This window comes from Mycobacterium sp. IDUB_17 (assembly GCF_055419465.1).
The window spans coordinates 399,946-426,919 of the sequence record NZ_JBVAXS010000002.1 but is presented as its reverse complement, the minus strand read 5'-3'; the positions used below and the strand labels follow the sequence as shown (position 1 = coordinate 426,919).

The 26,974-nt window shown below is 68.3% G+C and carries 23 protein-coding genes; 8 read left to right on the top strand and 15 right to left on the bottom strand.

Annotated features, from left to right (window positions below; all coding sequences use genetic code 11):
* Window positions 1-50 precede the first annotated feature (50 nt).
* The gene (locus tag ACZYZ7_RS09195; RefSeq protein WP_450069429.1) at window positions 51-1,514 is read left to right on the top strand and encodes a bifunctional phosphatase PAP2/diacylglycerol kinase family protein; all 1,464 of its coding nucleotides are present in this window, start codon (window positions 51-53) and stop codon (window positions 1,512-1,514) included.
* Here ACZYZ7_RS09195 and ACZYZ7_RS09190 read toward each other — a convergent pair.
* Window positions 1,468-2,115 carry a phosphatase PAP2 family protein gene (locus tag ACZYZ7_RS09190; RefSeq protein ID WP_450069430.1) on the bottom strand — a complete coding sequence of 216 codons (648 nt, stop codon included), beginning with the start codon at window positions 2,113-2,115 and terminating at the stop codon, window positions 1,468-1,470. The two genes, ACZYZ7_RS09195 and ACZYZ7_RS09190, sit on opposite strands and share 47 nt — an antisense overlap.
* Window positions 2,116-2,200: 85 nt before the next feature.
* On the opposite strand from ACZYZ7_RS09190, the gene ACZYZ7_RS09185 reads away from it, so the two are divergent.
* Window positions 2,201-2,683: a hypothetical protein gene (locus ACZYZ7_RS09185; protein ID WP_450069431.1), complete on the top strand. Its 483-nt coding sequence runs from the start codon at window positions 2,201-2,203 to the stop codon at window positions 2,681-2,683.
* Here ACZYZ7_RS09185 and ACZYZ7_RS09180 read toward each other — a convergent pair.
* Window positions 2,680-3,399: a TetR/AcrR family transcriptional regulator gene (locus tag ACZYZ7_RS09180; protein ID WP_450069432.1), complete on the bottom strand. Its 720-nt coding sequence runs from the start codon at window positions 3,397-3,399 to the stop codon at window positions 2,680-2,682. The two genes, ACZYZ7_RS09185 and ACZYZ7_RS09180, sit on opposite strands and share 4 nt — an antisense overlap.
* 113 nt (window positions 3,400-3,512) lie before the next feature.
* Here ACZYZ7_RS09180 and ACZYZ7_RS09175 point away from each other — a divergent pair, with 113 nt between their 5' ends.
* The 4 genes from ACZYZ7_RS09175 to cysC all read left to right on the top strand — a co-directional run bounded on the left by ACZYZ7_RS09175 (window position 3,513) and on the right by cysC (window position 8,535).
* Window positions 3,513-4,883, top strand: coding sequence for a sulfatase family protein (locus ACZYZ7_RS09175; RefSeq protein WP_450069433.1), 1,371 nt, complete (start codon window positions 3,513-3,515; stop codon window positions 4,881-4,883).
* Window positions 4,884-4,961: 78 nt separating this feature from the next.
* Window positions 4,962-5,765: a trehalose 2-sulfotransferase gene (stf0, locus tag ACZYZ7_RS09170; RefSeq protein ID WP_450069434.1), complete on the top strand. Its 804-nt coding sequence runs from the start codon at window positions 4,962-4,964 to the stop codon at window positions 5,763-5,765.
* Complete coding sequence (cysD, locus tag ACZYZ7_RS09165; protein WP_450069435.1) at window positions 5,762-6,676, top strand: sulfate adenylyltransferase subunit CysD; 915 nt, start codon at window positions 5,762-5,764, stop codon at window positions 6,674-6,676. Before stf0 ends, cysD begins: the two co-directional genes overlap by 4 nt.
* Window positions 6,676-8,535 carry an adenylyl-sulfate kinase gene (gene cysC / locus ACZYZ7_RS09160; protein WP_450069436.1) on the top strand — a complete coding sequence of 620 codons (1,860 nt, stop codon included), beginning with the start codon at window positions 6,676-6,678 and terminating at the stop codon, window positions 8,533-8,535. Before cysD ends, cysC begins: the two co-directional genes overlap by 1 nt.
* 59 nt (window positions 8,536-8,594) lie before the next feature.
* Here the strand turns inward: cysC and ACZYZ7_RS09155 are convergent, their stop codons facing one another.
* Together ACZYZ7_RS09155 and ACZYZ7_RS09150 are read right to left on the bottom strand one after the other, a co-directional pair.
* Window positions 8,595-9,437, bottom strand: a complete 843-nt coding sequence (locus tag ACZYZ7_RS09155) for an alpha/beta fold hydrolase (protein ID WP_450069437.1) — start codon at window positions 9,435-9,437, stop codon at window positions 8,595-8,597.
* 53 nt (window positions 9,438-9,490) lie between these two features.
* The gene (locus ACZYZ7_RS09150) at window positions 9,491-10,255 is read right to left on the bottom strand and encodes a trans-aconitate 2-methyltransferase (protein ID WP_463741057.1); all 765 of its coding nucleotides are present in this window, start codon (window positions 10,253-10,255) and stop codon (window positions 9,491-9,493) included.
* A gap of 47 nt (window positions 10,256-10,302) precedes the next feature.
* On the opposite strand from ACZYZ7_RS09150, the gene ACZYZ7_RS09145 reads away from it, so the two are divergent.
* Window positions 10,303-11,181 (top strand): amidohydrolase family protein, encoded by an 879-nt coding sequence (locus tag ACZYZ7_RS09145; RefSeq protein WP_463740735.1) that lies wholly within the window; start codon window positions 10,303-10,305, stop codon window positions 11,179-11,181.
* A gap of 23 nt (window positions 11,182-11,204) precedes the next feature.
* Window positions 11,205-12,395: an alpha/beta hydrolase family protein gene (locus tag ACZYZ7_RS09140; protein ID WP_463740734.1), complete on the top strand. Its 1,191-nt coding sequence runs from the start codon at window positions 11,205-11,207 to the stop codon at window positions 12,393-12,395.
* On the opposite strand, the gene eccE is transcribed toward ACZYZ7_RS09140, so the two are convergent.
* The 11 genes from eccE to eccA form a co-directional block, all read right to left on the bottom strand.
* Complete coding sequence (gene eccE, locus ACZYZ7_RS09135; RefSeq protein WP_463740733.1) at window positions 12,351-13,265, bottom strand: type VII secretion protein EccE; 915 nt, start codon at window positions 13,263-13,265, stop codon at window positions 12,351-12,353. The genes ACZYZ7_RS09140 and eccE overlap by 45 nt on opposite strands.
* On the bottom strand, window positions 13,262-14,641 hold the full coding sequence (gene mycP, locus ACZYZ7_RS09130) for a type VII secretion-associated serine protease mycosin (RefSeq protein ID WP_463740732.1): 1,380 nt from the start codon (window positions 14,639-14,641) through the stop codon (window positions 13,262-13,264). The genes eccE and mycP overlap by 4 nt, the downstream gene beginning before the upstream one ends.
* 7 nt (window positions 14,642-14,648) lie before the next feature.
* The gene (eccD, locus tag ACZYZ7_RS09125; protein ID WP_463740731.1) at window positions 14,649-16,076 is read right to left on the bottom strand and encodes a type VII secretion integral membrane protein EccD; all 1,428 of its coding nucleotides are present in this window, start codon (window positions 16,074-16,076) and stop codon (window positions 14,649-14,651) included.
* A 2-nt stretch (window positions 16,077-16,078) separates the two neighbouring features.
* Complete coding sequence (locus ACZYZ7_RS09120; protein ID WP_463740730.1) at window positions 16,079-16,972, bottom strand: ESX secretion-associated protein EspG; 894 nt, start codon at window positions 16,970-16,972, stop codon at window positions 16,079-16,081.
* Between the two features lie 12 nt (window positions 16,973-16,984).
* Window positions 16,985-17,272, bottom strand: a complete 288-nt coding sequence (locus ACZYZ7_RS09115) for a WXG100 family type VII secretion target (protein WP_135451874.1) — start codon at window positions 17,270-17,272, stop codon at window positions 16,985-16,987.
* 29 nt (window positions 17,273-17,301) lie between these two features.
* Window positions 17,302-17,595: a type VII secretion system protein EsxG gene (gene esxG / locus ACZYZ7_RS09110; RefSeq protein WP_067765159.1), complete on the bottom strand. Its 294-nt coding sequence runs from the start codon at window positions 17,593-17,595 to the stop codon at window positions 17,302-17,304.
* 61 nt (window positions 17,596-17,656) lie between these two features.
* Window positions 17,657-19,234, bottom strand: a complete 1,578-nt coding sequence (locus ACZYZ7_RS09105; protein ID WP_463740729.1) for a PPE domain-containing protein — start codon at window positions 19,232-19,234, stop codon at window positions 17,657-17,659.
* 1 nt (window position 19,235) lies between these two features.
* Window positions 19,236-19,547, bottom strand: coding sequence for a PE family protein (locus ACZYZ7_RS09100; protein ID WP_463740728.1), 312 nt, complete (start codon window positions 19,545-19,547; stop codon window positions 19,236-19,238).
* Entirely contained in the window at window positions 19,547-23,527 is a 3,981-nt protein-coding gene (gene eccCa, locus ACZYZ7_RS09095; RefSeq protein ID WP_463740727.1) for a type VII secretion protein EccCa, read from the bottom strand. The genes ACZYZ7_RS09100 and eccCa overlap by 1 nt, the downstream gene beginning before the upstream one ends.
* Window positions 23,524-25,080: a type VII secretion protein EccB gene (eccB, locus tag ACZYZ7_RS09090; RefSeq protein ID WP_463740726.1), complete on the bottom strand. Its 1,557-nt coding sequence runs from the start codon at window positions 25,078-25,080 to the stop codon at window positions 23,524-23,526. Before eccB ends, eccCa begins: the two co-directional genes overlap by 4 nt.
* Window positions 25,077-26,846 carry a type VII secretion AAA-ATPase EccA gene (eccA, locus tag ACZYZ7_RS09085; protein WP_463740725.1) on the bottom strand — a complete coding sequence of 590 codons (1,770 nt, stop codon included), beginning with the start codon at window positions 26,844-26,846 and terminating at the stop codon, window positions 25,077-25,079. Before eccA ends, eccB begins: the two co-directional genes overlap by 4 nt.
* Window positions 26,847-26,974 lie beyond the last annotated feature (128 nt).

The window sequence follows — 26,974 nt, the reverse complement described above, 5'->3', positions numbered from 1 at the left end:
GCCGGATAAAGCTTGGAGCACGATCCGGTCGCGACGGTTACGTTGGCGCCATGGACGTGCGTGCGATCGGCAAGGGACTGGGCACCTTGGACCGCGAGGTCTTTGAGGCGGTCGCCGAGTCACCGAGCCCGCTACTGGACTCCGTGATGCCCGGGCTGACCAGGGCGGCAGACCATTCCAAGCTGTGGTTCGCCATCGCGGCGGCGATGGGTGCGCTGGGCAGCACGGCGGTACGGCGCGGCGCTGCGCGCGGCGTGGTCAGCCTGGCCGTCACCAGCCTGGTGACCAATCAGGTGGCCAAGCGGATCTGGAAACGGCCCCGGCCGGATCACCGCCTGATCCCGGTGGCGCGGCGGATCCGACGCATGCCGACATCGCACTCGCTGCCGTCAGGTCACTCCGCGAGCGCCGCGGCCTTCGCCGTGGGTGTCGGCCTGGAGTCCCCGGCCGCCGGCCTGCCGCTGGCGCTGCTGGCCGGCCTGGTCGGGTTGTCCCGGGTCGCCACCGGCGCGCACTATCCCGGCGACGTGTTCGCCGGATTCGGCATCGGCGCCGCGATCGCGGTCCTCGGCGCCCGCGTCGTCCCCACCATCCCCGCCGCCACCCTGCCGAAGTCCGATCCGCTGCGGTTCCCCACCGAGCCGCGGCCGGACGGCGCCGGCGTCGCCCTGGTGATCAACCCGGCCTCCGGCGACGGAACCGGCGCGCGAATCATCGATGACGTCCGAAAAGCCCTGCCGCGCACCGAGATCATCGAACTCGGCGATGACGACGACATCGAGGCGGTGCTGCGGGAGACGGCCGCCCGTACCGACGTGCTCGCCGTGGGTGGCGGCGACGGCACGGTGGCGGGTGCGGCAGGCATCGCCGTCGACGCGGGTGTTCCGCTTGCGGTGTTCCCCGGCGGGACGTTCAACCACTTCGCCAAGGACATCGGCTGCGATTCGGTGGCCCAGACCGTCAAGGCGATCGCCGAAGGCTCGGCCGCCTACGTCGACCTGGTCTGCCTCAATGAGGAACGCATGGTGATCAACACCGCCAGCATCGGCGCCTACCCGAAGTACGTGCGCACCCGGGAGAGGCTGGAGCACCGGATGGGCAAGCGCTTGGCCGGGATGTACGCGCTGTACCTCACGCTGCGCCGGGAAGCCCCGGTCCGGATCAGCTATGACAACAAGACCCTTGAGACCGAGTTGTTCTTCCTGGGCAACTCGACGTACTTCCCGTCCGGATTCGCCCCGTCACAACGCCCGCGCCTGGACGATGGGCTGATCGACGTGCGCATCCTGGAGACCGGGCGGCGCTTCAGCCGGCTGCGCATCGCGACGGCCGTGGCACTCGGCCGGCTGGAACGCAGCCCGCTGTATCACGAGCTGCAGGTGCCGCAGTTCCGGTTCACCGCGGTCGACGGCCCCACCACCGTGGCCCACGACGGCGAGGTCGGCGAGGCGCTCAGCGAGGCCAGTTTCACGGTGCGGTACCGGGCGCTGCCGGTGTTTCGTCCGCTGCCGTGACGACTGCCGGATACGGCGGGCACAGCAGGTAGACCGCCACGAACCAGGAGTAGCCCAGTGCCCAGCCGGCCATCACGTCGGAGGGGTGGTGGACGTTGAGCACGACCCGCCCCACCCCGATGGCGACGACCACGAGCACCCCGGCCGCCACCCACCAGCCCCGCTGCCGCGGGCGAAGCGTCGGCCAGGCAAGAACCGACAGGGCCAGCGCCGAGACCATCACGCCCAGCGCGTGCCCGGACGGGAACGAGGTCGAGAGCGCGTGGACCAGTGCGGTGGCCGGGCGCGGACGATCTGCCAGAAATTTGGCCACCTCGGTCGTCACCGCGCTGAGCTCAACGGTCAAGAGCAGGAATAGCGCGATACGCCGTTGTCGTCGCCGCAGCGCAACGACGATCATCACCAGCGCCAGCAACCGGAACGCGAAGGGCCCGAGCACCGTGCAGAACACGTTCCAGGCCGTCACCCAGCCCGGGTGCGCCGCGCCGTACCGGTACGGGCCGGCCAGCCCGGCGTCGTCCAGGTCGGCCAGCCAAGTCCACTGCATCGCGTAGCCGACCCACAGCGCCGCGTACACCGCGACGGCCACTACCGCGCTCACGATCAGCCACCTGGCCCCGGTTTTCACCAGATCATCTCTACCAGCTCCAACCGATTTGCCATGTTTGCGCGCTACCGTCGAACACATGGCACTGATCCTGCGAAAGCTGATGCACATCGGCGCACTGCCGGAGGGTCTGCGGGCCGAAGCCGAAGCCGAAGGCATCCTCTTTCTGGCCGAATACGTCCCGGTGACCAGGCGGTTCACCGGAACGATCCCGGGCCTGCGGTCGGCGGGCAGCGTCGCCAGTTATGCCGGTGCGCTGGCTCTGACCAACTACCGCGCGCTGGCCACCATGTCCACCCTGCCCAAGCTTGCCGGCCGCAGCATCGACCAACCGTGGTCAGCGCCGCAGGTCGGTGCGATGCACGCCGAACTCGACCCGACCGGGCTCACCCTGACGGCCGATGTGGCCGAGATCGACCGGCGCTGCCGCGGCCGATTGTCGCTGCACTACAAGACCGCGATACCGGACGAGATCCTGACGCAGCTGCCCCGCCGGTCCCTGGCCTTCGACGTCGGGCCCGAATACGTTTTCCGCGCTGTCGGGGTGCCGTACCACCCTTAGTTCTGACGGTTCATCAGCGCGGCGATCACCGCGGTGAACTCGTCGTCGCGGTTGATCTCCAGCCCGCTCGCGCGGGCCGCGCCGTCCAGGACGTACCAGGCGAAATCGGCCAGGTGCGTCACGATCTCTTCGCGTGACCGCTCCGGCGCCGCACCGCGGATCCACGCCGACACGGTGGCTTCCACCATCGTCACCACCGCGAACGGGACCGTTTTGAACGCGGTGTCATCCACCCCGATGGTCTGGGCGATCGTGGCGATGATCCCCTCGGACTGCCCGGTCATGCGGAGCTTGAGCTCGCTCATCGCGTCCAGCGAGCCGTCGCCGTCGAATGTCGGCCCGCGCCGGACGAACTCGTCGAGGCGCGGGTGATCGAGCATCCAATCGGCCACCGCCGCCACGGTGCGGGTCAGGATCTCGCGCAGCGAGCCGTAGGAGATATCGAGGTTGGGGTCGAGCACCGCCGCGAAATCGTCGAACACATAGGAGCGGACCCGTCGCTCGAGCTCGTCCTTGCCGGCGAATTGGCGGTACACCACCGACTTCGCCACCCCGGCGCGGTCCGCGATACGCAGCATGGAGATCTCGGCGCCCGGTGGATTCTCCTCGATCAAGGCGACCGCCGCCTGCAGGATCTGGGCGCGCCGCTCGGTGTTGTGCTGCTCCCAGCGGGCGTCGTAGCCGCTGACCACAGCAGGTTCGGTGGCAGTCGGCATGGCCTCCACCCTACCGACGACGCCCCGTCGAATAAGTGGCTCTCGGTGAGCCAAACGGTTGCGGGCCAAAGGTTCAGCCTGTTCGGTCGTAGGGTGGACGGAAAGGATGTGACGTGACCGAGCCGCTACACCAGAACCTGCTGGTCGTGCACTGGCATGACCTCGGGCGCTATCTCGGCGCATACGGCCGCCCCGACGTGGCCAGCCCACACCTCGACCAGCTCGCCGCCGAGGGAATCCTGTTCACCCGCGCACACGCCACCGCGCCGTTGTGCTCACCGTCGCGAGGATCGCTGTTCACCGGCCGGTACCCGCAGAGCAACGGCCTGGTGGGCCTGGCGCACCATGGCTGGGAGTACCGCGCCGGGGTACGCACCCTGCCCCACCTTCTCGCCGAATCAGGTTGGCACACCGCACTGTTCGGCATGCAACACGAGACCTCGTACCCGGCCAACCTGGGCTACGACGAGTTCGACGTGTCGAATTCGTTCTGCGAGTATGTCGTCGAGCAGGCCACCGCTTGGCTGGCCGATGCTCCGCAACAGCCGTTCCTGTTGACCGCCGGATTCTTCGAGACGCACCGCCCATATCCCCGAGACCGGTATGAACCGGCCGAATCGGCGACCGTCGAGGTGCCCGACTATCTGCCCGACACCGGCGACGTGCGCGACGATCTCGCCGAGTTCTATGGATCGATCGCGGTAGCCGACGCGAAGGTGGGCGAACTGCTCGATGCCCTGGCCGCGGCCGGCCTCGACGAGAGCACGTGGGTGGTCTTCATGACCGACCACGGGCCGGCGCTGCCGCGGGCCAAGTCGACGCTGTACGACGCAGGCACCGGCATCGCACTCATCGTGCGTCCGCCGCGGGGTTCTGCCGTTGCGCCGCGCCGCTACGACGAGTTGTTCAGCGGGGTCGATCTGCTGCCCACCCTGCTGGAGTTGCTCGGCGTCGATATCCCCGGCGACGTCGAAGGGCTGTCACACGCCAGCAACCTCCGGGCAACCTCCACGGAAACCGGCGAGATCCGATCCGAGGTGTACACCACAAAGACCTATCACGATTCTTTCGACCCCATTCGAGCCATCCGCACAAAGGAATACAGCTATATCGAGAATTACGCGGCACGGCCATTGTTGGACCTGCCGTGGGATATCGCCGACAGCCCACCCGGACGGGTGCTCGGCGACACGGTCCTGAGCCCCCGGCCCGGTCGCGAACTGTACGACCTCGTCGCGGACCCGACCGAACGCAACAACCTGCTCGGACCCGATGCCACCGACAAGGACGAGGCGATCGCGGAGAACCTCGCACTGTTGTTGAACGACTGGCGCCAGAAGACCCTCGACGTCATACCCTCCGAATTCGCGGGCACCCGCATTTCGGAGCGTTATACCCAGACATATCTGAGCATTCACGGCCGTCCCGCCACCAGCCGATCTGCCATCGCCACCGACCGTGGCATCACCGATACCCATCAATAGTTTTCATCTCGGTGAATAAAAACTCTTGACGCTTCTTCGAATAGGCGCCGCAAATCAATGATGGTTAGAGTCTCGCCCATGTCAGATCATCCGACTGCCTACCTGGTGCTCGCTTCCCAGCGCAGCGGGAGCACCTTGCTGGTGGAATCCCTGCGCGCCACCGGCATGGCCGGTGAGCCCCAGGAGTTCTTCCAGTACCTGCCGACCACCAGCATGTCGCCGCAGCCCCGGGAATGGTTCGCCGGCGTCGAGGACGAGTCGATCCTGCGCCTGCTCGATCCGCTGGTCGAGGGCAAGCCGGATCTGGCCCCGTCGGAGATCTGGCGCGACTACGTCCGCACCGTCGGCCGAACCCCCAACGGGGTGTGGGGCGGCAAGCTGATGTGGAACCAGACCCCGTTGCTGCTGGAACGCGCCGAGGGCCTGCCCGAGCGCTCCGGGCCCGGTCTGCTCGCCGCGATCCGCGACGTCATCGGCAGCGACCCGGTGCTGATCCACGTCTACCGCCCCGATGTTGTGTCACAGGCGGTTTCGTTCTGGCGGGCGGTGCAGACCAGGGTCTGGCGCGGCCGGGCCGATCCGATGCGCGATGCCCGCGCCGAGTACCACGCCGGCGCCATCGCCCATGTGATCAAGCTGCTGCAGGCCCAGGAGGAGGGCTGGCGCTCCTGGTTCGTCGAGGAGAACATCTCCCCCATCGAGGTGTCGTATCCCTTTCTGTGGCGCAACCTCACGACCGTGGTGGCCACGGTGCTCGAGGCACTCGGCCTGGACCCGCGACTGGCCCCGCATCCGGTGCTGGAACGCCAGGCCGACCAGCGGTCCGACGAATGGGTGGATCGCTACCGCCGCGATGCCGAGAAGGAGGGGTTGCCGGTATGACGGCCACTGATCTTTTGCATGTCGACGAATTGCGGCTGCTGGAAGCCGAAGCGGTGCACATCATCCGCGAGGTGGTTGCCGAGTTGCAGCGCCCGGTGCTGCTGTTCTCCGCCGGCAAGGATTCCATCGTCCTGCTGCGCCTGGCCGAGAAGGCTTTCCGCCCTTCGCCGTTGCCGTTCCCGGTGCTGCACGTGGACACCGGGCACAACTTCGGCGAGGTCATCGAATTCCGCGACCGCCGCACCACCGGCGTCGGGCACAAGCTGGTCGTGGCCTCGGTGCAGGAGACCATCGACAGCGGCCGGGTCGCCGATCCGGGGCCGGGAGCCTCCCGCAACCGGCAGCAGACCCGCACGCTGCTGGACGCGCTGGAGGCCGGCGGATTCGACGCGGCGTTCGGCGGCGCCCGCCGTGACGAGGAGCGGGCACGTGCCAAGGAACGCATCCTGAGTTTCCGCGACGAGTTCGGTCAGTGGGATCCGCGGGCCCAGCGCCCCGAACCGTGGTCGCTGTACAACGGCCGGATCCGCAAGGGTGAGCAGGTCCGGGTGTTCCCACTGTCGAACTGGACCGAGCTGGACATCTGGCGCTACATCGAGCTGGAAAACCTTGAGCTGCCGTCGATCTACTTCGCCCACGAACGCGAGGTCTTCGAACGCGACGGCATCCTGCTCGCAGTCTCGGAGTACGCCCAGCCGGTCGGTGCCGAGCGCGCGGCGGTGGAGTGGGTGCGCTACCGCACGGTCGGCGATCTCACCATCACGGGAGCCGTGCGGTCGGAGGCCACCACCATCGACCGGGTGATCACCGAGATCTCGGCGGCCACCGTCTCCGAACGCGGTGAGACCCGCGCCGATGACCGCACGTCCGTCGCCGCGATGGAAGACCGCAAACGAGAGGGCTATTTCTGATGTCTACCCGTCAGCTGCTGCGCATCACCACCGCCGGTTCGGTCGATGACGGCAAGAGCACCCTGATCGGCCGCCTGCTGCACGACACCGACAGCCTGCCGCTGGATCATCTTGAGGCCGTGACCGGTTCGGACGGCGTCGCCGATCTGGCGGCGCTGTCGGACGGCTTGCGGGCCGAACGGGAGCAGGGCATCACCATCGACGTGGCCTACCGGTTCTTCTCGACCGCCACCCGCAGTTACATCCTGGCCGACACTCCCGGGCACGAGCGCTACACCCGCAACATGTTCACCGGCGCCTCCAATGCGCACGTGGCCATCCTGCTGGTGGATGCCCGGGCCGGGGTGCTGCGCCAGACCCGGCGCCATGCCCGCATCGCAAAACTGTTGGGCATCAAGCACTTCGTCGCCACGGTCAACAAGATCGACCTGGTCGACTTCGACAAGGGCCGGTTCGCCGAGGTCGAGCAGGAGCTGCAACAGGTCGCCGACCGGCTCGGCGGGCTCGATCTCACCGTCATCCCGATCGCCGCCAAGCTCGGTGACAACGTGGTCCACCGCTCCCAGAACACCCCCTGGTACGACGGGCCCACCCTGCTCGAATACCTCGAAGGCATCGAACTGGCAGCGCCGCATGCCGACCCGGCGAGCCTGCGGCTGGCCGTGCAGTGGGTGTCCCGGCCGACTACCGAACAGCGTCGCCGCTACACCGGCAGGCTGTCCGCGGGCACGCTTCAGGTCGGTGACCCCGTCGTCAGCCTGCCGGCCGGCACCCGCTCCATCGTGACAGCCCTGGATACCCTGGACGATGACCGATCGATAGGCGTTGCACCGCTCTCGGTTTCGATCGAGCTGGCCGACGACATCGACGTCGGGCGCGGCGACGTCTTCGTCAGCGGCTCCTCGGAGGCCGTGGTGCCGGTGCTGGCCCGCGAGATCGACGCGACGGTGTGCTGGTTCTTCGACAACCCGCTGCGCGCCGGCGACCGGCTGGCCCTCAAGCAGGGCACCCGCACGGTACGGGCCACGGTCCAGGAGTTGCACACCAAGCTCGATCCGGAGACCCTCGACGAGGTCGAGTCCCCGGTTGAGCTGGCGCTCAACGACATCGGCTCCGTCACGTTGCGGACCAGCTCGGTGCTGGTGGCCGACAACTACGCCGACAACCGCGACAACGGTGCGTTCATCCTGATCGACGAGGTGTCCAACGACACCGTCGGTGCCGGGATCATCCTGCATGCGCGTGAACTCAAGCCGAGCGGGCACAACCGGTCCGACATCAAATGGCATCCGTCGTCACTGGACCGCGACTACCGCTGGAACAGCACGGGCCAGCGCGGCGCCACCATCTGGTTCACCGGCCTGCCCGCCTCCGGTAAATCCACGCTGGCGGTGGCCGTCGAGCGGGCCCTGGTCGAATCGGGCCAGGTGGCCTACCTGCTCGACGGGGACAACCTGCGTCACGGCCTGTCCGATGATCTCGGCTTCTCGGCCGGTGACCGGACCGAGAACATCCGCCGCGTCGGACATTTGACCCGGCTGCTGGCCGATGCGGGCGTGGTGGCGCTGGCGTCGTTGGTGTCGCCACTGAAGTCCGACCGGGACACCGCGCGGGCCCTCAACGACGCCGCCAAGCTGCCGTTCATCGAAGTACACGTGGCGACGTCACTGGCCGAGTGCGAGCGCCGCGATCCCAAGGGGCTCTATGCGCGGGCCCGGGCCGGTGAGCTCAGCGGGCTCACCGGTGTCGACGCTCCCTACGAGGCGCCCGAGAATCCCGACCTGGTGCTCGACACCACCGGCGCCGTCATCGACGACCTGGTCCAGCAGGTCATCGACTTGCTCAACACCCGCCGCTAACCAGCGATTTGGGTGCATTCAGCGGCGGTCAGCGCCGTTGAATGCACCGAAATCGCGGACTAACTCGTGATTTGTGGAGTCTTGGCCGTATCGAGCACGGCTGAAACTCCACAAATCGCGGCGATGACGTGGTCGAGGTGGGTGACATACAGCCCGTGGGCGGCGCCGGGGATCTCGATGAGCTCCGCGTTCGGCAGCAGCGCGACCGTGGGACGCCCGGAGAGCTCGATGGGCGTCGACACATCGGCATCGCCCTGGATCACCCGAACCGGAAGATCGAGGTCGGCAAGCTCGGCACGGTAGTCGGCGTGGGCGCCCATCTGCTGGGTGCCGACCAGAGTCTCAACGGGCAGGTCGGCGACCTGGTCCACGGTCCACTCGACCACCTCGGGCGACACCTCGTGGTCTCCGAAGAAGGGGGCGGCGTTGTCGACACACCATTGCCGCACATCGCGTTCCAGCTCGGCGGTTACCGCGTCGAGGATGGCCTCATCGACACCGTCCGGGTTGTCCTCCGCCTTCACCACCATCGGGAGCTGAGGTGCCACGAGCACCGCGTGATCCACCCGGTCCACCCCGTGTCGACTGAGGTAGCGCACGATCTCACCGCATCCCAGGGAGTGCCCGACCAACGTGACGTCGTCGAGATCCAGGTGATCGAACAGCGCGGCCAGGTCGTCGGCAAGCAGATCCACCGTCCACTCGCCCTCGTAGGCACCAGAACTTCCGTGGCCGCGCCGGTCGTAGCTGACACACCGAAAACCCTTGTCCACCAGATGTTCGATGATCTGATCCCACTGGCCCGCATTGAGTCCCCACGAGTGGGTGAAGACCCGGACCGGTCCGGACCCGGTGTCGGTGTAGTGGATGTCGGTGCGGTCTGCGGTCTTGAATGTCGGCATGCGTCAATGCTCACCGCCGGCCATCCGAAAATCGATTACGTCGTAGGTAATGACTACCGAACCTGAGCGACCACGAACACGCGACGGAACGGGAAGAACGTGATGCCGTCGTCCCGCTTCGGGTACGCCTCGGCCAGCATCGGGATGATCGCCTGGCGGTACTGCTCCCACAGCTCGTCGCTGAGCCGGCCTTTGACCTGAGTCAGAGCCGTCCCGGTGATCCAGTCCAGAACCGGTGTCTCACCGGATAATTGGTGCACATAGGTGGTCTCCCAGGCATCGACCACGCAGCCCGCATCGGTCAGCAGTCCGGCGTATTGAACGGGCGTGTCCACCTGGCCCACGTCACGCCATGGCATGTCACGCAGCGGCTCGATGAACGGCTCGCGCCGGGCCAGCGCACGCACCGCGTGGTGGGAGGGCGCATCGAAGTTGCCCGGCACCTGGAAGGCGATCCACGCCCCGGCCGGCAGCTGACCGGCCCAGCGCACCACGAGTTCGCGATGCGACGGCACCCACTGCAACGCCGCGTTGGAGACCACCACGTCGGTGTCGGGTCGCGGGTTCCAGTCCTCGATCGCCCCGGCGTGTGCCTTGAGCCCACGGCTCTGCGCGGCCTCGACCATCTCCGGTGAGCTGTCCCAGGCCTCCAGCGTGGCCCCGGGCCAACGCTGCAACAAGGTCTCGGTCAGGTTGCCCGGCCCACACCCCAGGTCGACCACGCGCCGCGGCGTCTTTGCCGCAACCCGCGAGAGCAGGTCGTAGAACGGCCGCCCGCGGTGGTCGGCAAAGGTCAGATACGTCTCGGGGTTCCACACCCACCCGATCATCCCCGCCCTCGGCGGCCGGTGCATGATCGTCGGCGATGGATGAATCGAAAAAAGTGCGGAAGATCTGGACCGAGCTGGGCCTGCCCGGCATCGTCGACGTACACACCCACTTCATGCCCAAGAACGTGATGGACAAGGTGTGGCAGTACTTCGACAGCCAGGGCCCGCTGATCGGCCGGGAGTGGCCCATCACCTACCGCGCCGACGAGGCGCAGCGGGTCGCCACCCTGCGGGAATTCGGCATCCTCCGGTTCTCCTCGCTGATCTACGCGCACAAGCCCGATATGGCGGCCTGGCTGAACCAGTGGGCGCGAGGCTTTGCGCAGGACACCCCGGATTGCCTGGCCACCGCCACGTTCTACCCCGAAGAACAGGCCGCGAGCTACGTCGCTGACGCCATCGCCGCAGGCACCCAGGTGTTCAAGGCGCACATCCAGGTGGGCAACTACGAGCCGAACGATCCCCTGCTCGACGAGGTCTGGGGGCAGATCGAAGACGCCGGTATCCCCGTCGTCATTCATTGCGGCTCGGGCCCGGCGCCCGGAGACTTCACCGGCCCGGAGCCGATCGCCCGGCTGTTGAGCCGCTACCCGCGCCTGCCGCTGATCATCGCGCACATGGGCATGCCCGAGTACTCCGCGTTCCTGGATCTCGCCGAGCGCTACGACAACGTGCGGCTGGACACCACGATGGCGTTCACCCCGTTCGTCGAAGAGATGATGCCGTTCCCCACCTCGGAGATAGGCCGGCTGAAAGACCTGAGTGAGCACATCCTGTTCGGCAGCGACTTCCCGAACATCCCCTACGGGTACGCCGAGGCCGTGCACCACCTGATCGACCTGCCGGGTGTCGACGACACCTGGCGCCGCAATGTTCTGCACGACAACGCCGCGAAGTTGTTCGGGCTGAGCTGAGCAGTTAGCTAGCATCGGGAATCGTGGACCCGGACCCGGTGGAACCCCCGATCCCTGTTCCCGACGTCCCCGGCGGCGAAGCCGGTGCACGCGGCCTGCCACGGCGTTCCGACCTGACCTTGCGGCAGCGGGCCATCGTCGACGCCTCCGCGATCGCCGACATCGCGTTGCGCACCGGGGTCGCCTCCGTCGTGGCGACGTCGATGGTGCCGACCACGCTGGCGTCGATGCTGCATCCGTCGGCGTCGCGGACCGAGCACGACCACATGCGCTTCTACGCCGATCTGGCCGCCGCTCAAGATCCGGCGGTGTCGTTCCCGGCGCCCACCCGGCCACCCCGGGTATCCACCCGCCCGGCCAATCCGATCGCCGAGATGATCGCCCACGGCCAGGTGGAGAACATCCGGTTCGACAGTAGCTTCACCGCGGTCAACCCCGGGCTACGCGACCTCTGGAGCGGGTTCACCCGCAACAACGTTGTGCGGGCCCAGCATTGGCGCCACAATGACGGACCGCATCCCACGTTGTGTGTGATCCACGGGTTCATGGGGTCGCCGTATCTGGCGAACGGCGTGTTCCTGTCGTTGCCGTGGTTCTACCGCTCCGGGTACGACGTGTTGTTGTACACCCTGCCGTTTCACGGTCGCCGCGCCGAACGGTTCTCACCGTTCAGCGGTTACGGATACTTCTCCCACGGATTCGCCGGTTTCTCCGAGGCCATGGCCCAGGCCGTGCACGACTTCCGGTCGGTGATCGACTATCTGGAGTCCACCGGTGTCGATCGGGTGGCCCTGACGGGCATCTCCCTGGGTGGCTTCACCTCGGCACTGCTGGCCAGTGTGGACGACCGGATTCAGGCCGTGGTCCCGAATGTCCCGGTGGTGACGCCGGATCGCACGGTCGACGAGTGGTTCCCGGCCAACAAGCTGGTGGCCCTGCAACGGCGCATGTCCGGAACCGACCCGGCGTTGACGGAAGCGGCGGCGCGGTACGCCTCACCGCTCAACTACCGGCCCCTGGTCCCCAAGGAACGACGGCTGATCATCACCGGCCTCGGTGACCGGCTGGCCCCGCCGCAGCAGGCCGAGATGCTGTGGGAACACTGGGATCGCTGCGCGTTCCACTGGTTCCCCGGCAACCACCTGCTGCATGTGAGCCAGCCGGACTACCTACGCCGGATGACCCGCTTCCTGCAGGACTTCATGTTCGACTGACGCCGCCGCCTTCGGCACCGCGACCGGGGTGCCGTCCAGACGGTCCGCGGACAACGGGTTCAGCGCTGCCAACGCCGGGCGATGCCGACCGGCGGCCGATTTCAGGCCGGCCAGCGGAGCCTTGCGTGCCGGCCGCTCCTCGGTGCGGAATGCCGCTCCCACCGTCAACTGCGGTTGCGCCGGAGATCCGGTGAACTCCAGTGCGGTCCAGGTCTCCTGGGCCGGCACCGCGCCCATCTCGGCCAGCACGGTCTTCAACTTGTCGCTGACGCTGACACGGTATGCCGCAACATATCCGGATTCATCCTTGACGCCGCGCCAGGTTTCCTTGCCCGGGTCGGGAAGCGGCGAATCCACCCCGTCGACCAGCGTGACCGTCCAGCCTTGTTCCCGCAGATGATCGGCGAGCCGACGCCCGACGATTTCCGTGGTGTCCCGCAACGGGATTCGTGACGACCGGGCACGCAACGCATCGAGGTTGTCGGTGGCGGCCACGGTCAGGCTGATCCAGCTACGTCGCGCACCACCGGCATCGCGGTGGGTCACGCGGACCTTGTCACAGCGGATGCCGTACCGGTCCAGGTAGCTGACCACGACCGGAAGCTGGGCCGGGTCGGCGGGATCGACGCGCAGCACGACGGTCTCCGAATCGACCGCCTCCGCAGGCTGTTTCTTGGCGAGGTTGCGCCGCCACACCCCGATGCACCGGGCGATGCGCGTCGTCAGGAACAACCCACCCCACCACGCCAGCAGCAGCACCACCGCGGCGACCGAGACGCCGAGCACCCACCGTTCGGTGTCGGTCTGCCACGGCCGGGCCAGTACCGCCGCGACGATGAACAGGGACGCCAACGCAAGTCGGGCGGTCATGAATGGTCCTTCCGTCTGTATGCGCTGAACGCAACGGCGATGGCCGCCAGCGCAAGTGCTCCGGTACCGGCGAAAGCGACGATTCGCCCGGTGTTGTCACGCGGGGCCGGTTCAGCCGGTGCGGCAATGGGTTTGCCTGCGGGATCCGCCGGACCGTCCAGCGGCATATCGGCGACGTCCCAGGTGAGCGCCGCCACCGGATCGACACCTCCGGCACCGATCACGTTCGACGGCGAGCGGGCGGCGCCCTGGGCGGTCGTGGTCAGCCGGTGCACCACCTGCCGCGCGTTGAGGTCGGGAAACTTGCTGCGCACCAAGGCCGCAACGCCGGATACGTACGCCGCGGCATAGCTGGTGCCGTTGAGCGGGACCAGCTTGTCCTGATCGGTGGGCATGGCGTTGGACAATCCTCCGCCGGGCGCGTTGCTCACCGACGAGATGTTCTCCCCCGGCGCCGCGATGCCCACCCATGGCCCGGCCATGGTGAACCCGGAAGGCTGACCGGTTGCGTTCAGCGACCCGACCGACAACACGTAGGGCTGCCACCACGAGGGGATGGAAACCGAGGAGACGCCGCCCCAGTTACGCGGATCGCCCCGAACGCCGGCGTCGCCAAGCGGATTGGATCCGCACGCCGATCCGGTGGTGACCCCGCCCTGGGTATTGCCCGCGGCCGCGACGATCACCGCGTCCTTCTCGACCGCCGCATAACGCAGTGCCGCACCGAGTTCGGTCTGATCGATGTGTTTGTCGGCCGGTATGCAGGTCACCACGGAGATGTTGATGACGCGCGCACCCATGTCGGCCGCGCGCACCACGGCCCGGGCCAGGCTGGCCACGTCGGCCGCGGCGCGGGCCTCGGCGATATCGGTGCCGGTTGCGCGCGGGGCGAATCGTGGCGAGTTCTGCCGGATCGAGATCAGCCGGGCTTCCGGCGCCACACCGGAGAAGCCGTCGGGTCCGGGCTGCCCGGCGATGAGACCGGCCACCGAGGTGCCGTGGCCGTCACAGTCGGTCAGCCCATCGGTGGACTCGATGAAGTCGCCGCCGCCTTCGACATGAGGCAGCCGGGGTCCCGGCTGCACCCCGGTGTCGATGACCGCGACGGTCTGGCCCTGTCCGCGGCTCTGCTTCCACGCACCGGACAGGTTGAGCGCCAACTGATTCGGGTTGACCGCGCCGGGATCGGTACCCGGCAGCACGCCGGTGGTGGCGCACGCCGAACGCTGCGCCATCGCCTCCACCGGGCCGGCACTGCCGGCCGGCGGGGCGACCTGTGGGTCGACCTCGGGCGGGCTGACGGCACCCGCCGACGGGGAGCCGACCAACAGCACCAGACCGGCTGTGGCCAGAACACCCAGGCTCTTGTGGATCACCGATTCATCACCTGTCGAGGACGAGGCTGAACAGCCCGATGAGGAAAGCCATCACCGGAATCAGCGAGGCGTCGAGGCCGGTGGCCAGGAAGCCGACCAGGCGCCGCATCGGCAGCGAGTACGTGTCCGGCGACGCGGCCCGCGGATTCAGCGCCGCGACAACCCACACCACCACCAGGGCGGCCAGCACGGCCAGCGCCCACCACGCGGCCTGATAGCGGCTGTCGATCGCGAAGGCCACCAACAAGACAACGGTCAGCAGGTAGGGATGCCCCAGCAGCCATGCCTTGCACGAGGCCGAGTCCCAGACCCGGGCCCGCAGGGCGGCACCGAGCGCACCGGCCACCACGACGTACCAGGCCCACGGCGACGCGGTCGGCGAACCGACCAGCGCCAGTGACCCGGCCACACCGAGCAGCACGCCCGCGGCGATCACACCGGTCTGATGCGACTGGCTCGCCCGGACCCGGCGCGGCAGGTCGGCCAGCACCGACAGCGGCTGCGCCGACGGGGACGGATCGCCCGGCGCCGGGATGACCGGCAGCGGGAAGCGGGCCCACATCGCGGACAGCTGGGCGGCCTGAACGGTGACCACCAGGGCGATGACGATCAGCGCGCACCCGATGACCGTCGAGTTGATCTCCCACAGCGAGGCCGCTCCGGCGACCAGCAAGACGCCGGCTCCGGCCACCGCGGTCGCGGTGAACACCGCGATGCCCCGGTCATCGGGCGAGCTCGCCATGCTGATCAAGGACCATGCGGCGACTCCGGCCGCCGCCAGCAGAATGCTGGGCGCACCGAAATCGCCTGGCACACCGAGCGCGAACACCGCCGCGACAGGAACCAGCGCGGTGACGGCCAGCGCGGTGGCCAGTACCGGGGAGCGGCCCCTGGTCGACAGCGCGGCCAGCACGGTGGCGATGGCGATGCCGCCGACGACGAACAGTCCGAGCAGTTCACCGGTCACCACGCGGTGGGCGACGGCCAGGCCGGTGCCCACCAGGATCAGCCCGATCAGGGCCAGCGACGCGTACCGCGCGATGTTCGCAGGGCCCCACGGGCGCTCGCGGGCCGCGGAGAAGATCACGGCGGCGTCGGCGATGTCCTCGACGATGCGCGGGGCAGCCGGCCCGGCGGGAACGGCTTGCAGCGCAAGCAGATCACCGTCCACCACACCGACGGTGTCGAGCGTGGCATCCAGGCTGTACGGCGCACCCCCGACCGGGGCCAGGCTCAGCCGTACCGGGTCGCCGGCGCCGTTGTCGCCGCTATCGGCACCGTCGCCCCCGGAGGGGAGCACGATGCGCTGGACCGCGGGCAGGATCTCACGCAACGGCAGCTCGGACGGCAGGGCCATCTCGGTCAGCCGGCCGCCGTCGTCTCCAGCGGCCAGCACGGCCACCCGGACGATCGGCATCACAGTGTTGTCGGACATTCCTATGCTTTCTGGGTTCTTCTCATGGAGCGTGAATCTCGGTGGGCGTGGTCTTCGGTTGCCGCAACTTCGTCGAAGTCGCGGATGAGCGGCTGGTCGGGGAACCAGGAGCCGCTCGGCAGCGAGGCGGTGAGCCGTTCGACCGCCATCGCGATCGCTTCGGACGTGCCTGCCGTGAAGGTCGAAATCCATTCCCCGTCAAAGGCTTTTGACGGGGAGGCCAGAATCCGTCCCTCGGGGGTGTCGATGATGCTGACCCCCACCTGGGTGGTGACCCGGTGACCGTCACGGTGTTCTCCGGCGACGATCTCGACGTAGGTACGCCGTCCGTCGAACACCGATTCCACGATCGGGCGGGCCGAGGCCGGGACACCGAGGAATCCCAGCACTTCGATCAGCGGGGTGCCGTTGCGGATCTGGTCGTCGGCGCGGGCACCGGCCGCGGCCGGCAGCGCGAACTCCCCGAACCGCGCCGGCCTGCGTTGCGACAGACCGGCGGTGAGCACCGGGACCAGCGCGTGGGGGTGGTGGATGTCCATCTCGGTGAAGGTCACCAGCTGCGCGTTGCGCAACACGACGACGGTCTGGTCACCTGACCGCGCAACAATCCCGCGCAGCAGATCCCCCGGACCGGAGACAAACCGCAGGTCGAGCCACTGGGTTGCCCGGCAGGCCAGCCGAACCCATTGCGCCACGCGCGGATTGACCTCACCACTGGCGTCGAGCACACCCATCCTGGTCAGTTCAGCGGTCTGCTCGGCGGCGAAGCCGAACCGCTGCGCCGGTTCGCTGTAGGGCGGCGTGATGGCCAACACCCACGGGTACGCCCCGGCGCCGAGTACCTCGGCGAGGTACCAGGCCTGATCGGTGGTCAGCTCGACCGCGTTAGCTCCCACTTGTGCCCGGCATCAGCCCCACTTGGCCCCTTCGGCAGCGTCGCGTGCGCTCATCGACATGGTGTTCATCTCGTGAGTGGACGCCATCGCGCGGTAGGCCCGGGTCAGCTCTTCCATGGCCTGGTTCCACTGCGCCTGCCAGGCCTGGTAGGTCATGGCGGTGTCACCCTGCCAGGCACTGCTCAGCGCGGCCTGCTCGGCGGCGATGTCGGCGCCGACGGCGTGCAGAGCGCCCGAGTAGGTGTTCATCTCCCCGGCGTGAGCCAGCATGGCCGGGTAGTTGTACATGATCTGAGACATGAAAACTCCTGTATCCGTTGAGTGTTCGGCTAGACCGAGGTGTAGGTGCTGGCGGCGGCGGCATCCTGGGCGACGTAGGTGCCCGCGGCGTCGCCGAGGTTGAGCTGCGCGATGTCGAGCAGCGCGTTGACCTTGGCCGACACCTCGACGAACCGGGCGTGTGCGGCCTGGAACGCGGCGGAGGCCTCACCCATGTGGTAGGCCTGCGACGACATGGCCGCCTGCTCGGCCTGCGCGATGGTGCTGCGCATCAGGGCGGCCTTGGCGCCGAACGCGGCCTCGGAGGCGATCAGCTGGGGGATGTGAGCGTCCAACAGACTCATGGTGTTTCCTTTCGGATCGTTGGTGGTGGGTAATGCATCCAGAAATGCAATACGGGTCTGGTCAGCTGCGCGAACCCCCTTCCGGAACACCCGGGGCCTCATCGGGGTCCCAGGAACCGGGCAGCATCGGCGAGACGGGGCTCTCGTCGAATCTCTCGCCGGCCAAGGTGGTCAAGCCGGCTGCGGCCGCATCGGATTTCGTCTCGGTGCCGGTGAATCCCATGGTTCCTGAGCCGCTTTCAGATGCGCGGACCCGTGGTTCCGGCCGAGGCGCGGGCTCCGGATCCGGCTCCTCGTAGTCCATGTAGGCATCCGCGTAGGCGTGGTCCTCCAGTGCCGCGCCCCGCTTGCGCCGGCGCTTCCGCCGGGCCGCCAGCGACGCCGCCACACCCGAGGCCGCCGCGGGAATTCCGGCGGCCGGTGCCGAGGCACTGGACTTGCCGCCCACCGTCGGGCTGAAACCTTCATCGGGGTCGTTGCCCATCACCGCATATGGTGCGAACGCCGCGGCCGCGACCGGAGCCGGCGCCGCGACCCCACCCGCACCGGCAGCGGGTGCGCCCGCCGGAGCGGCCGGTACCCCGGCGCCGATCCCTGCCGGGCCCAGGCCCGCCATCGGCAACCCCTGATCAGCCCGCATCGGCACCGGCGGTGCATCGGCCTCGGCGGGAACATCTGCCGGGGCGTCGGTGGGGAGCAGGTCGAGCAATCCCAAGAAGGCAAGGCCGATCCCGAGGAGAGGTACCAGGAAGGGCGACAACGCAGCACCGATCCAGGTGCCCCAACCCACGGGCTGGAAGATCGCCTGATAGAGCACGGCGCCGAGCATCGGACCCCACTCGGTGAGGAAGGCACTCGGATTGGTCAGCAGCGTCTCGATCATCCCCCGGATGCTGCCGAGCGGATCATTCAGGAACTTCAGCAGCTGATCGCTGCTGGGCAACGTCTTGACGTAATCGATCAGCCATTGCGGCAGATTCGGGTACTCGCTGTCTGCCGTCGCGTCGGCGCTGGTCAACGCTGAACCGGAATCCGTCGCGGTGGCCTGCGCCATCATCTGCCGCGCGTTGGCCGAGGCGGTACCTGCCTCCCCCACACCGGGTTTGAGAAGCATCGGCGACGGCGTGCCGGCCGGGGCCGCCATGACCGCGGCTCCCGACACGGCCTGGTAGGTGGCCATGGTGGTGGCCGCCTGGATCCACATCCGGACGTAGTCGGCCTCATTGACCGCGATCGGAATCATGTTGATGCCGAAGAAGTTCGTGGCGATCAGGACGCCGTGCACGACGTGGTTCAGCGCGAGCTCGGGCAGCGTCGGCATGGTGGCCACCGCCGTGGTGTAGGCCGCGGCCGCCGATTCATGCTGCACGGCCACCGCCGCGCTGTTCGCACTCTGCTGCGCCAGCCAGGTCAGGTACGGCCCGTGGGCGGCGACGTACTGCTCCGAACTCGGGCCCTCCCACGACCCGGCTTGCACCCCGCCCAACACGCTGGTGAGTTCTGCTGCCGCCGAGGCATATTCAGTGCTCAGCGAATGCCAGGCCCCCGCTGCGGCCAGCAACGACCCGGCGCCCGGACCGCTGGAGAGCAGCGTCGAGTGCACCTCGGGTGGTAAGGCCATCCAGATGGGGGCGGTCATGTCAGAGGCCGCGCGCAATCATGTAGGACGAGGCGGCCATCGCGTCACCGGTGACGTAGCTGGCACCGGACTCCGCGACGCCGGCACCCGAGCGGCCGAGCTCCTCGACGCCCTGGGCGGCCAGCGCCGAGTGCTGGGCGCCGTGCACGCTGAACCCGGTCGCGGTCTGCAACGACACCGCATCCGCGGCAGGCGGGATCACCGCCGAGACCAGGGGGGCGGCCGCGGCGTGAGCGGCGGCCAGACGCGCAGTGAGCGCCTCGACGGCCGCACTCGCGGCGGTCAATCCTTCCGGAACTACCCGCAATGTCATCAGAATTCCTTTCTCCCGTTGTTCACGGACAGTGCCGCGTCATCGATGAGTGGGTTGACGAGCTGGACGAACTCGGGCGCGTCGCCGTCGCCGAGCAACATGCCGCGTCCCGCGGGGAACCGGGCGAACCGGTGCCCGCGGAGCTTGCCGCTGTCGGCGGGATTGCCCGACAGCATCAACGTGGTCGCTTGCAGATCGTTGAGGCGACGCAGCAGCGCCGCGGTCATCACGGCGTGCGCCGATCCGGTGGCCCGGGCCGTCACGATCACGCGCAGACCCAGATCGGAGGCCTCGGCCAGCAGACCCACGATGTTGGTCCACGGGCGCTGCCCCGCGAACGGCCCGCTGACCGCGGGTCCGTCGGGGATCTGGTCCACGTCGTCGATGATCAGGTAGTGGATGTGGCCATCCGGAGCCGTCCGCTGACGCCAGGCGCTGAGCTCCTGCGGGCTCAAACCGGCCGGCGGACGGCGCTTTTCGATGAGGGCCGACAGACCCAGCATCGCCGGCAGCACGCGGTCGATGTTGGCGGTGTACTCGTTGTCCGGGAACAACGGCTCCTCCACCAGATGCAGCCGCCGGTCGATCACCGTGAAGGCCACCTCGTCCGGCCGCGAGTTCTCGCGGATGGTCCGGATGATGTGACGCAGCAGCGTGGTCTTGCCCGACCTGGTATCGCCGAACACGGCCAGCAGCGGGTTGTTCTTGAAGTCGAGCAACACCGGTGCCAGATCCTCTTCACGCTGCCCGATGACCACCTGCTCGGGCGCCGGGTATAGCGGCGCCAGCGCGGCCGGGGCCAGGGCGGTGGGCAGCAGGCGCACCGGCGGTGCGCTCTGTCCCGAGTAGCGGGCGTTGATGACGGCGATGTCGCTCAACTGCGGCTCGGCGAACAGGAAGTGCTCGGCGGCCATCGTCAGGCCGCGGCCCGGCTGATCGGCGGGTACCGAATCGGCCGGCCGACGCAGCGCACCCACCACGCGCACGATGCTGTCGTGGCTGTCGTGCAGCTTGAGCTCCAGGCGCAGGCCCAGGCCGTCACGCATTGCCAGCGGCACCTCCAGCCAGTTCGGCGTGGTGATCACGACGTGGATGCCGTAGGCCAGCCCGGTGTTGGCCAGCTCGGTCACCCTGGCCAGCAACGGGTTACGGGTGTTGAACGTATCCGTGTTGTCCCGGCTGAACGCGTACAGGTTGTCGATGACTAAGAAGACATCCGGGTAGACTTCTCCGTTTCCTCCGGCATAGCTGCCCACCCGGCTCACTGCGCCCTGCCGCTGACGGGCCTGCAGCAGCTGCTCGAGCTCGCCGAAGGTACGGCGGATCCGCTCGGGCTCCAGCGGGGTGGCCACACTGCCGACGTGGGCCAGGTCCTCCAGGCCGGCGAGCTGTCCGCCGCCGTAATCCAGGCAGTAGAAGCTCACTTCGCTCGGCGAGTGCAGCGCCGCGGCCGACAAGACGAACGTCTGCAGTGCGGTCGACTTGCCCGATCGCGGACCACCGTGGATCAGCACGTTGGCTGCCGACGAGTTCGCGTCGAACACCAAAGCTTCCCGGCGCATCTCGAACGGCTTGTCGATTTCGCCCAGCGGCCAACGCAGTTGACCGGGCTCCACCTCGGTACGGGCCAGAACGTCGTCCAGGGCGATCGCGTCGTCCAGCGGCGGCAGCCACAGCTTGGGTGCCTGCGGGCCGTAGGCGGCCAGCTGGTCGCCGATGGTGGCGATCAGCTTGCGCGGCGGCGCGGCGTCGAATTCCGGCTCGTTGGTGACGATCACAGTGTCGGGCTCAGGCTCGACGCGCGAGGCGGTGAACAGCTGCGGCTGCGGCAGGGCCCGCACCACGATCGACTTCTCCGCGCGCGGCGGATCGTAGATGCCGTCGACATAGGTGCTGCGGAACTTGACCGGCACCGCACCCGGCGCGGGCACCAGGAAGCCCTCGCCTTTGTGTTCGCGGCCCGATTCGATGTGATAGGCGTCCTCGACCCCGATGATCTGACGGGAGATGCTGGGGCTCGACACCTTCAGGCCGATCCGGTACGACGTGTTCTTGTCGATGTCCTTGATCCGGCCGATGTCCAGGGTCTGCGACGCGAACAGGATGTGAATCCGGAACGAGCGGCCTTTGCGCGCAACGTAATCGAACAGATCCGCGTACTCGGGATGCTCGGCGAGCATCAGGGTGAACTCGTCGGCGACCACGAACAGCGTCGGCATCGGGGGCAGATCATGTCCGGCTGCGATGGCGGCCTCGTACTCGGTGACCGAGTTGAAGGCGCTGCCCTGAACCCGCCGGCCGGCCTCCTTGAGCATCTGCTCACGGCGGGCCACCTCACCGCGCAGGGTATCGGCGAACCGGTCGGCCAGCGACCGCTTCTCGGCCATGTTCGAGATGACCGCGACGACCTGCGGGAAGTTGCGGAAGATGTCGGCGCCGGCCTCGCCCTTGAAGTCGGCGTAGATCACGATGAGCCGCTCGGCGGAGTGAGTGGTCAACAGCGACAACAGGATCGACATCAGCGTCTGGGACTTGCCCGAGCCGGTCATACCGATCATCAGACCGTGCGGACCCATGCCGCCCTCGGCCTCGTCCTTGAGGTCGAAGTACAGCGGCTCGCCGGTGGCGGTGACGCCGATCGGCACCCGTAGTTCGTCGTCGCGGTTGCGCGGAGCCCACAGGTCGGCGACATCCAGCGCCGCGGCATCCGGGATGTCGAGCAGCGTGGTGAAGGTGGCGCCGCCGGTAGCGGTCGACCGCACGTAGCCGGGGTTGGAGTCCCAGCGCGACAACCGCCGCGCGATGTGGGCGGCCGCGGCGGCCGACATCGCGTCGGCCTTGTCGACGTAGGGCTGCCATCCGCTGCTCTGCCACCGCTCGATCCGGCCCTCCGTGACCCGCAGGATGGGCCGCTCGGGGTCGGGGTACTGCTCGCGGTTGGGCAGCTTGTCGCTGCGGTGGATCACGGTCACCCCGGTCAGGCCCGGCTTCCGCGCGATGTCGTCGGGGTCGGCCTCGGGGTCGTCGAGCACGACCAGCAGGTGCTTCAGCGCCTGATCCGCCTCGGCGGGGAATGCCGGCCGCCCGGCCAGGGCCGAATCGAGTTGTCCGCGAAGCTCCGTCACACCGGTGGTCAGGTACCGGGCCGGGCCGACGCCGTCGGCCTGGGACGGAATATCCACGTGCGGCAGCCATTTCAGCCACGACCAGTCATCGGCGTCCACATCGGGCGAGGCCAGCGCCACCCCGAGCATGGTCGGGTCGTGCCAGGTGACGGCCTGGGCGATCCAGGCCCGCAGCGCGTCGCGGACTTCCTCGGCCTCACCGATCACGGTGACCCGGGCGAGCTTGGTGACGTCGATGCCGGAGGGGGCGTCGCGCACGGTGCGCTGCACGTCGAGCAGACCGCGAAGGGTGCTGTGCGACACCGGTTCCAGGTCGATCTCGTCGGCGGTGTCCTTGACCTTCAGCGCCGCATCCAGCGGCACATCGTGCAGCCCGGCGCGCAGCACCAGGAAGTCACGGTCGCGCGGATCGCGCTCCCACTGCCGACGGGTGCCCGGAATGATGGCCAGCGCCTCGGGTTCCGGGTGCGACCACTCCAGCGCCGCACGCTGCTCGGCGGCATGAGCACGGACGTTGTCCCGTACCACCGACAGGTAGCGCAGGTAGTCGGCGCGCTCGGCGTCGACCTCCTCGGTGCGCATCTTGTTGTCCGACCCGCGGTACATCGCGGTGGCCGCCAGCAGCAGCACGAACGGGAAGAACAGCGTCGTCGGTGAGATCATCCGCATACCGGTGGCCACCAACGCCACGATCATTCCGACGATCAGGATGACGATCAGGAACGGCAGCACGCGACGCAGCAGCGACGGCGGAACCAACCGCGGCAGCTGCGGTGGCGGCTCGATGGTGATGGTGCCCTTGCGGGTGGTAGGCGGAGCCAGCCTGCGCTGGTGCTCGAAAATCAGCCGGCTCATCGAGTTCCCTCCAGGCGGGCAGCATTTGCGTTGGACGACAGCGCATCATGAGCGGTCAGGGCGTCGCCACGGGACAGGGTCGGACCGGCCGCGAACTGCGTCAGGATCGACCACGGGATGGGTAGGGCCGGCGCGGTGAGGCCAAGCGCGGCAAGGGTTTTGTCGTGGTCACCGGTGGTGTCGATGCCGTAGCGCACACCGGTGTCGCTGACCCAGAACTGTGATCCGGCGGTCGGCGATCCGGGCTCGGCACCCACGGTCTGCACCAGGTACCCGGTTCCGGGTGCCAGAGCGACGCGGCTGGCGGCACCGTTGGCGCCCGCCCCGACCAGGTCGACGCTGCGCTGTCCGGCAGGAGCCGGCACGGCAGCACCGGACAGCAGGCTCAGTCGGCTCTCGGTGGCACCCGCCGGCTTGCTCCACTGAGCGCAGGTCACCGGGGCCGCCGAAGCGGACATCAGCTCGAGAACCCGGTCCGGGTAGGCAGCGGTGTCGATGCTGTGGACCGCCGGGGTGCGGGCCACCTCGTCGGCTCCGAGTCGCGGCGGCTGTTGCAGCCCAATGGAATCGGTGTTGCGCATGATCGCGGCGAGCACCGGGGAGATCGGCTGCAGGCCGTCGGACAGCACCGCGTAGTAGCGGACGGTGTTGTCGGCCTCGGCGGCCGAGACCACCGCGCCCACCGGCGCCGGCACCGACAGTTCGAACTGTGCGGGCGCACCCGCGCCGGCGATCGCCGGCGCGGTCAGTGCGGGCGCCTCGGGGATCGCGTTGAACAGGCCCGCCGCGATCGGCCGCGGGGCCGGGATGTCGGAGCCGAAACCGAGTGCATCGGTGACGGCACGGTTGTTCAGGTCGATCGGGCTGCGCTTGCCGTCCCACAGCAGCCAGTCACCTGGGGTGGGGCCGCCGCTGTGGTGCACGAGCACGGCCTGGCCCGCCGTCAGCGGCAGGGCCCGCTCCTCACCGGATCCGAGCGTTCCGGCGATCAGGGTAACTCCGGCCGTCGTTCCCGTATTGCTGTCGCACACAGTCCAATCCGCGTCGGCACTGGCGCTCTGCACCATCCGTTCGGGCGCACCGGGGATACCGAGCAGGTTGCCTCGCGGGTACTTGTCGATCTCACTGGTCTTGACGGTGGTCGGGTTGTCCGCCTTGCCGGTGATCAGCCGGGCCGAGGTCAGGTTGAGCACCGGATGCAGCTGTTCACCCACGCGCACATACAGCGCCGCGGTGGACCGGTCGGCCAGCACGGTGTCGTTACCGGCCGTCCCGCCGGGGCGGATCAACGAGAAGATGAAGCAGCCGACGAGGCCGGTGACCAGGATCAGCGCGCCGGTCAGCACCGCCCGGCTCTGCGTACGCAACGGGTCGACCAGCATGCGGGTGTCGTGCAGCGCCACGCCGGAAGCGATGCGGCGCATGACGAATCGCCAGCCCGAGACCTGATGACGCGTGACGAAGCCGCGCCGGTAGGCGACCTGATCGGGGTTGTCGTTGGACGGTGTGCGGGAGGAGAAGGAGCGGCGCTCGTCAGGTCCCTGGGTGGTCATGCGGGCACCGTCAGGCCCAGGCCACGCAGCAGCGGGGCAGCCGAGTTGTTCACGTCACCGGCGGTGATCGTCATCATCTCTTCGTCGGTGAAGTCGTCGTGGTCGGAATGATCGAGGCGGTACTCGCGCTCCTCCTCGGAACGCTCGACCAGGTTGCGGACGAAGCGGCCGTTACCGGCGATGTCGAGGCTGCGCCGCGGCACACCGTTGGTGTCCGGCATGGTGGCTGCGGCCAGATAGCCGAACAGCTTCTCCATGTCGTCGTGGGCGGCCTTCTCGAATGTGCTGTCGCGCTTCTCGGCCATCCGCTCGGCGATCTCGACGAGTTCGGACGAGGAGTACGACGGGAAGTCGATGCTGCGGGTGAAGCGCGAGCGCAGACCTTCGTTGGTGTCGAGGAACATGTCGAGGTCCTTGCGGTACCCCGCGACGATCACGACGAGCCGGTCGCGGTCGTTCTCCATCCGGGCCAGCAGTGTGTCGATGGCGACCAGACCGAAGTCGTTCTTGGCTCCGGTGGACACCAGCGCGTAGGCCTCGTCGAGGAACAGGACGCCGTCGAGCGCGCTGTCGATGATCGCGTTGGTCTTGGCCTCGGTCTCACCGATGTGCTGGCCGATCAGATCGGCACGGTGCACCTCGCGGACCGTCTCCTTCTTGAGAAGTCCCAGGCCGCAATAGATCTTGGCGACGACGCGGGCGATGGTGGTCTTACCCGTACCGGGAGGACCCGCGAACACCAGGTGGTTGGTGCGCTGGGCCACGGCCAGTCCGCGTTCCTGGCGACGGATCGACATGGCGACCGAACTCTTGAGCCGCGCCACCTGGAACTTCACTTCTTCCAGACCGATGAACTCGGCCAGCTCGGCTTCGGCCTCGACGAGCAGGTGCGCCTTGCGCTCCTTGGCACCCGGGTCGACGAAGTCCGACTCGGTCGGTTCGGTATCCGGGTCCCACGGATCGGTTCGGGCGTCGATGCGTGCGGCGGTGGTGATGAGCAGCCCGAAAGACGAATCCAAAAGGGCCTCTTCGACCTGCTTGTTCTCCGGGTGGGCCGCGAAGAGGTCCTGTAGTACTTCGTTGGCGTCCTCGTCCTCGCCCTGCGAGCGCAAGGTCAGCCCCTTGGCCAGCGCGCCGTCGAGCGCCGCCACCGCGATCGGGCCGGACGGGTCCTCCAAGTACGACAGCGCGGGTGCCAGCATGCCGAGGCGCGCCAGCGCGATGCCGAGGGTGACACGTGCGGCGTGCGCGGTGACCTCGTCGAGCGACGGGTTGGTGACGACCGGGGTGAGCAGACGCACCACATCGGACCAGCGCTCGGCGTGGTGGTTGAACGCCACCCGGAGCCAGGTGGCGTTCAGCCACCCGGGGCGACGGGCCAGCAGTTCGGCCACCAGCGCGTCGGCCTCGGCCCGTGCACCCGAGGCATAGCGCCCCGCGGCGTAGGCGAGCTGGAAGTCGTCGACATCGACGGCCCGGAACTGCAGGTACAGCCCACTGTCATAGGTGAACCCGAGGTCGCCGGCAGCCAGATCGATCTCCCGTTGCAGCAGACCGGCGCTGCCCCGGGTGCGCCACACGGCGTCGATGACCGGTCCGGACACATCGCCCGCGGCGGCCAGGCCGGTCCAGGCATCACAGTGGTCATGCGCGGTCCGCGTCAGACCAGCAAAGCCGGCGCGGGCTGCGTCGAGATCGGCCGGCCGTTGCCGGTCGTTCACCGTCAAGCCCAGCGCACGACAACATGTGGCGAAGCGGCTGATCACATCGCGATCGAGCCGGGGCGCTCCCTGTGTTGGAGCCGCAAGCGTGTCACTACCCATATGCGTGCACGGGAGCGAAGCCCCCGATTCTCTCCCTTATGTATGGCTAAGCTAACTTTTGCTGAAGTTAG

What these genes read in the sequence shown, in the direction of transcription:
- stf0 (WP_450069434.1), top strand. Translation starts at nt 4,962, where the DNA reads ATGTCAGATCATCCGACTGCCTACCTGGTGCTCGCTTCCCAGCGCAGC.
- eccCa (WP_463740727.1), bottom strand. Translation starts at nt 23,527, where the DNA reads ATGAGCCGGCTGATTTTCGAGCACCAGCGCAGGCTGGCTCCGCCTACC.
- ACZYZ7_RS09195 (WP_450069429.1), top strand. Translation starts at nt 51, where the DNA reads ATGGACGTGCGTGCGATCGGCAAGGGACTGGGCACCTTGGACCGCGAG.
- cysD (WP_450069435.1), top strand. Translation starts at nt 5,762, where the DNA reads ATGACGGCCACTGATCTTTTGCATGTCGACGAATTGCGGCTGCTGGAA.
- ACZYZ7_RS09100 (WP_463740728.1), bottom strand. Translation starts at nt 19,547, where the DNA reads ATGACATTGCGGGTAGTTCCGGAAGGATTGACCGCCGCGAGTGCGGCC.
- eccE (WP_463740733.1), bottom strand. Translation starts at nt 13,265, where the DNA reads ATGACCGCCCGACTTGCGTTGGCGTCCCTGTTCATCGTCGCGGCGGTA.
- ACZYZ7_RS09155 (WP_450069437.1), bottom strand. Translation starts at nt 9,437, where the DNA reads ATGCCGACATTCAAGACCGCAGACCGCACCGACATCCACTACACCGAC.
- ACZYZ7_RS09145 (WP_463740735.1), top strand. Translation starts at nt 10,303, where the DNA reads ATGGATGAATCGAAAAAAGTGCGGAAGATCTGGACCGAGCTGGGCCTG.
- esxG (WP_067765159.1), bottom strand. Translation starts at nt 17,595, where the DNA reads ATGAGTCTGTTGGACGCTCACATCCCCCAGCTGATCGCCTCCGAGGCC.
- eccB (WP_463740726.1), bottom strand. Translation starts at nt 25,080, where the DNA reads ATGACCACCCAGGGACCTGACGAGCGCCGCTCCTTCTCCTCCCGCACA.
- ACZYZ7_RS09185 (WP_450069431.1), top strand. Translation starts at nt 2,201, where the DNA reads ATGGCACTGATCCTGCGAAAGCTGATGCACATCGGCGCACTGCCGGAG.
- ACZYZ7_RS09115 (WP_135451874.1), bottom strand. Translation starts at nt 17,272, where the DNA reads ATGTCTCAGATCATGTACAACTACCCGGCCATGCTGGCTCACGCCGGG.
- ACZYZ7_RS09105 (WP_463740729.1), bottom strand. Translation starts at nt 19,234, where the DNA reads ATGACCGCCCCCATCTGGATGGCCTTACCACCCGAGGTGCACTCGACG.
- eccD (WP_463740731.1), bottom strand. Translation starts at nt 16,076, where the DNA reads ATGTCCGACAACACTGTGATGCCGATCGTCCGGGTGGCCGTGCTGGCC.
- cysC (WP_450069436.1), top strand. Translation starts at nt 6,676, where the DNA reads ATGTCTACCCGTCAGCTGCTGCGCATCACCACCGCCGGTTCGGTCGAT.
- ACZYZ7_RS09180 (WP_450069432.1), bottom strand. Translation starts at nt 3,399, where the DNA reads ATGCCGACTGCCACCGAACCTGCTGTGGTCAGCGGCTACGACGCCCGC.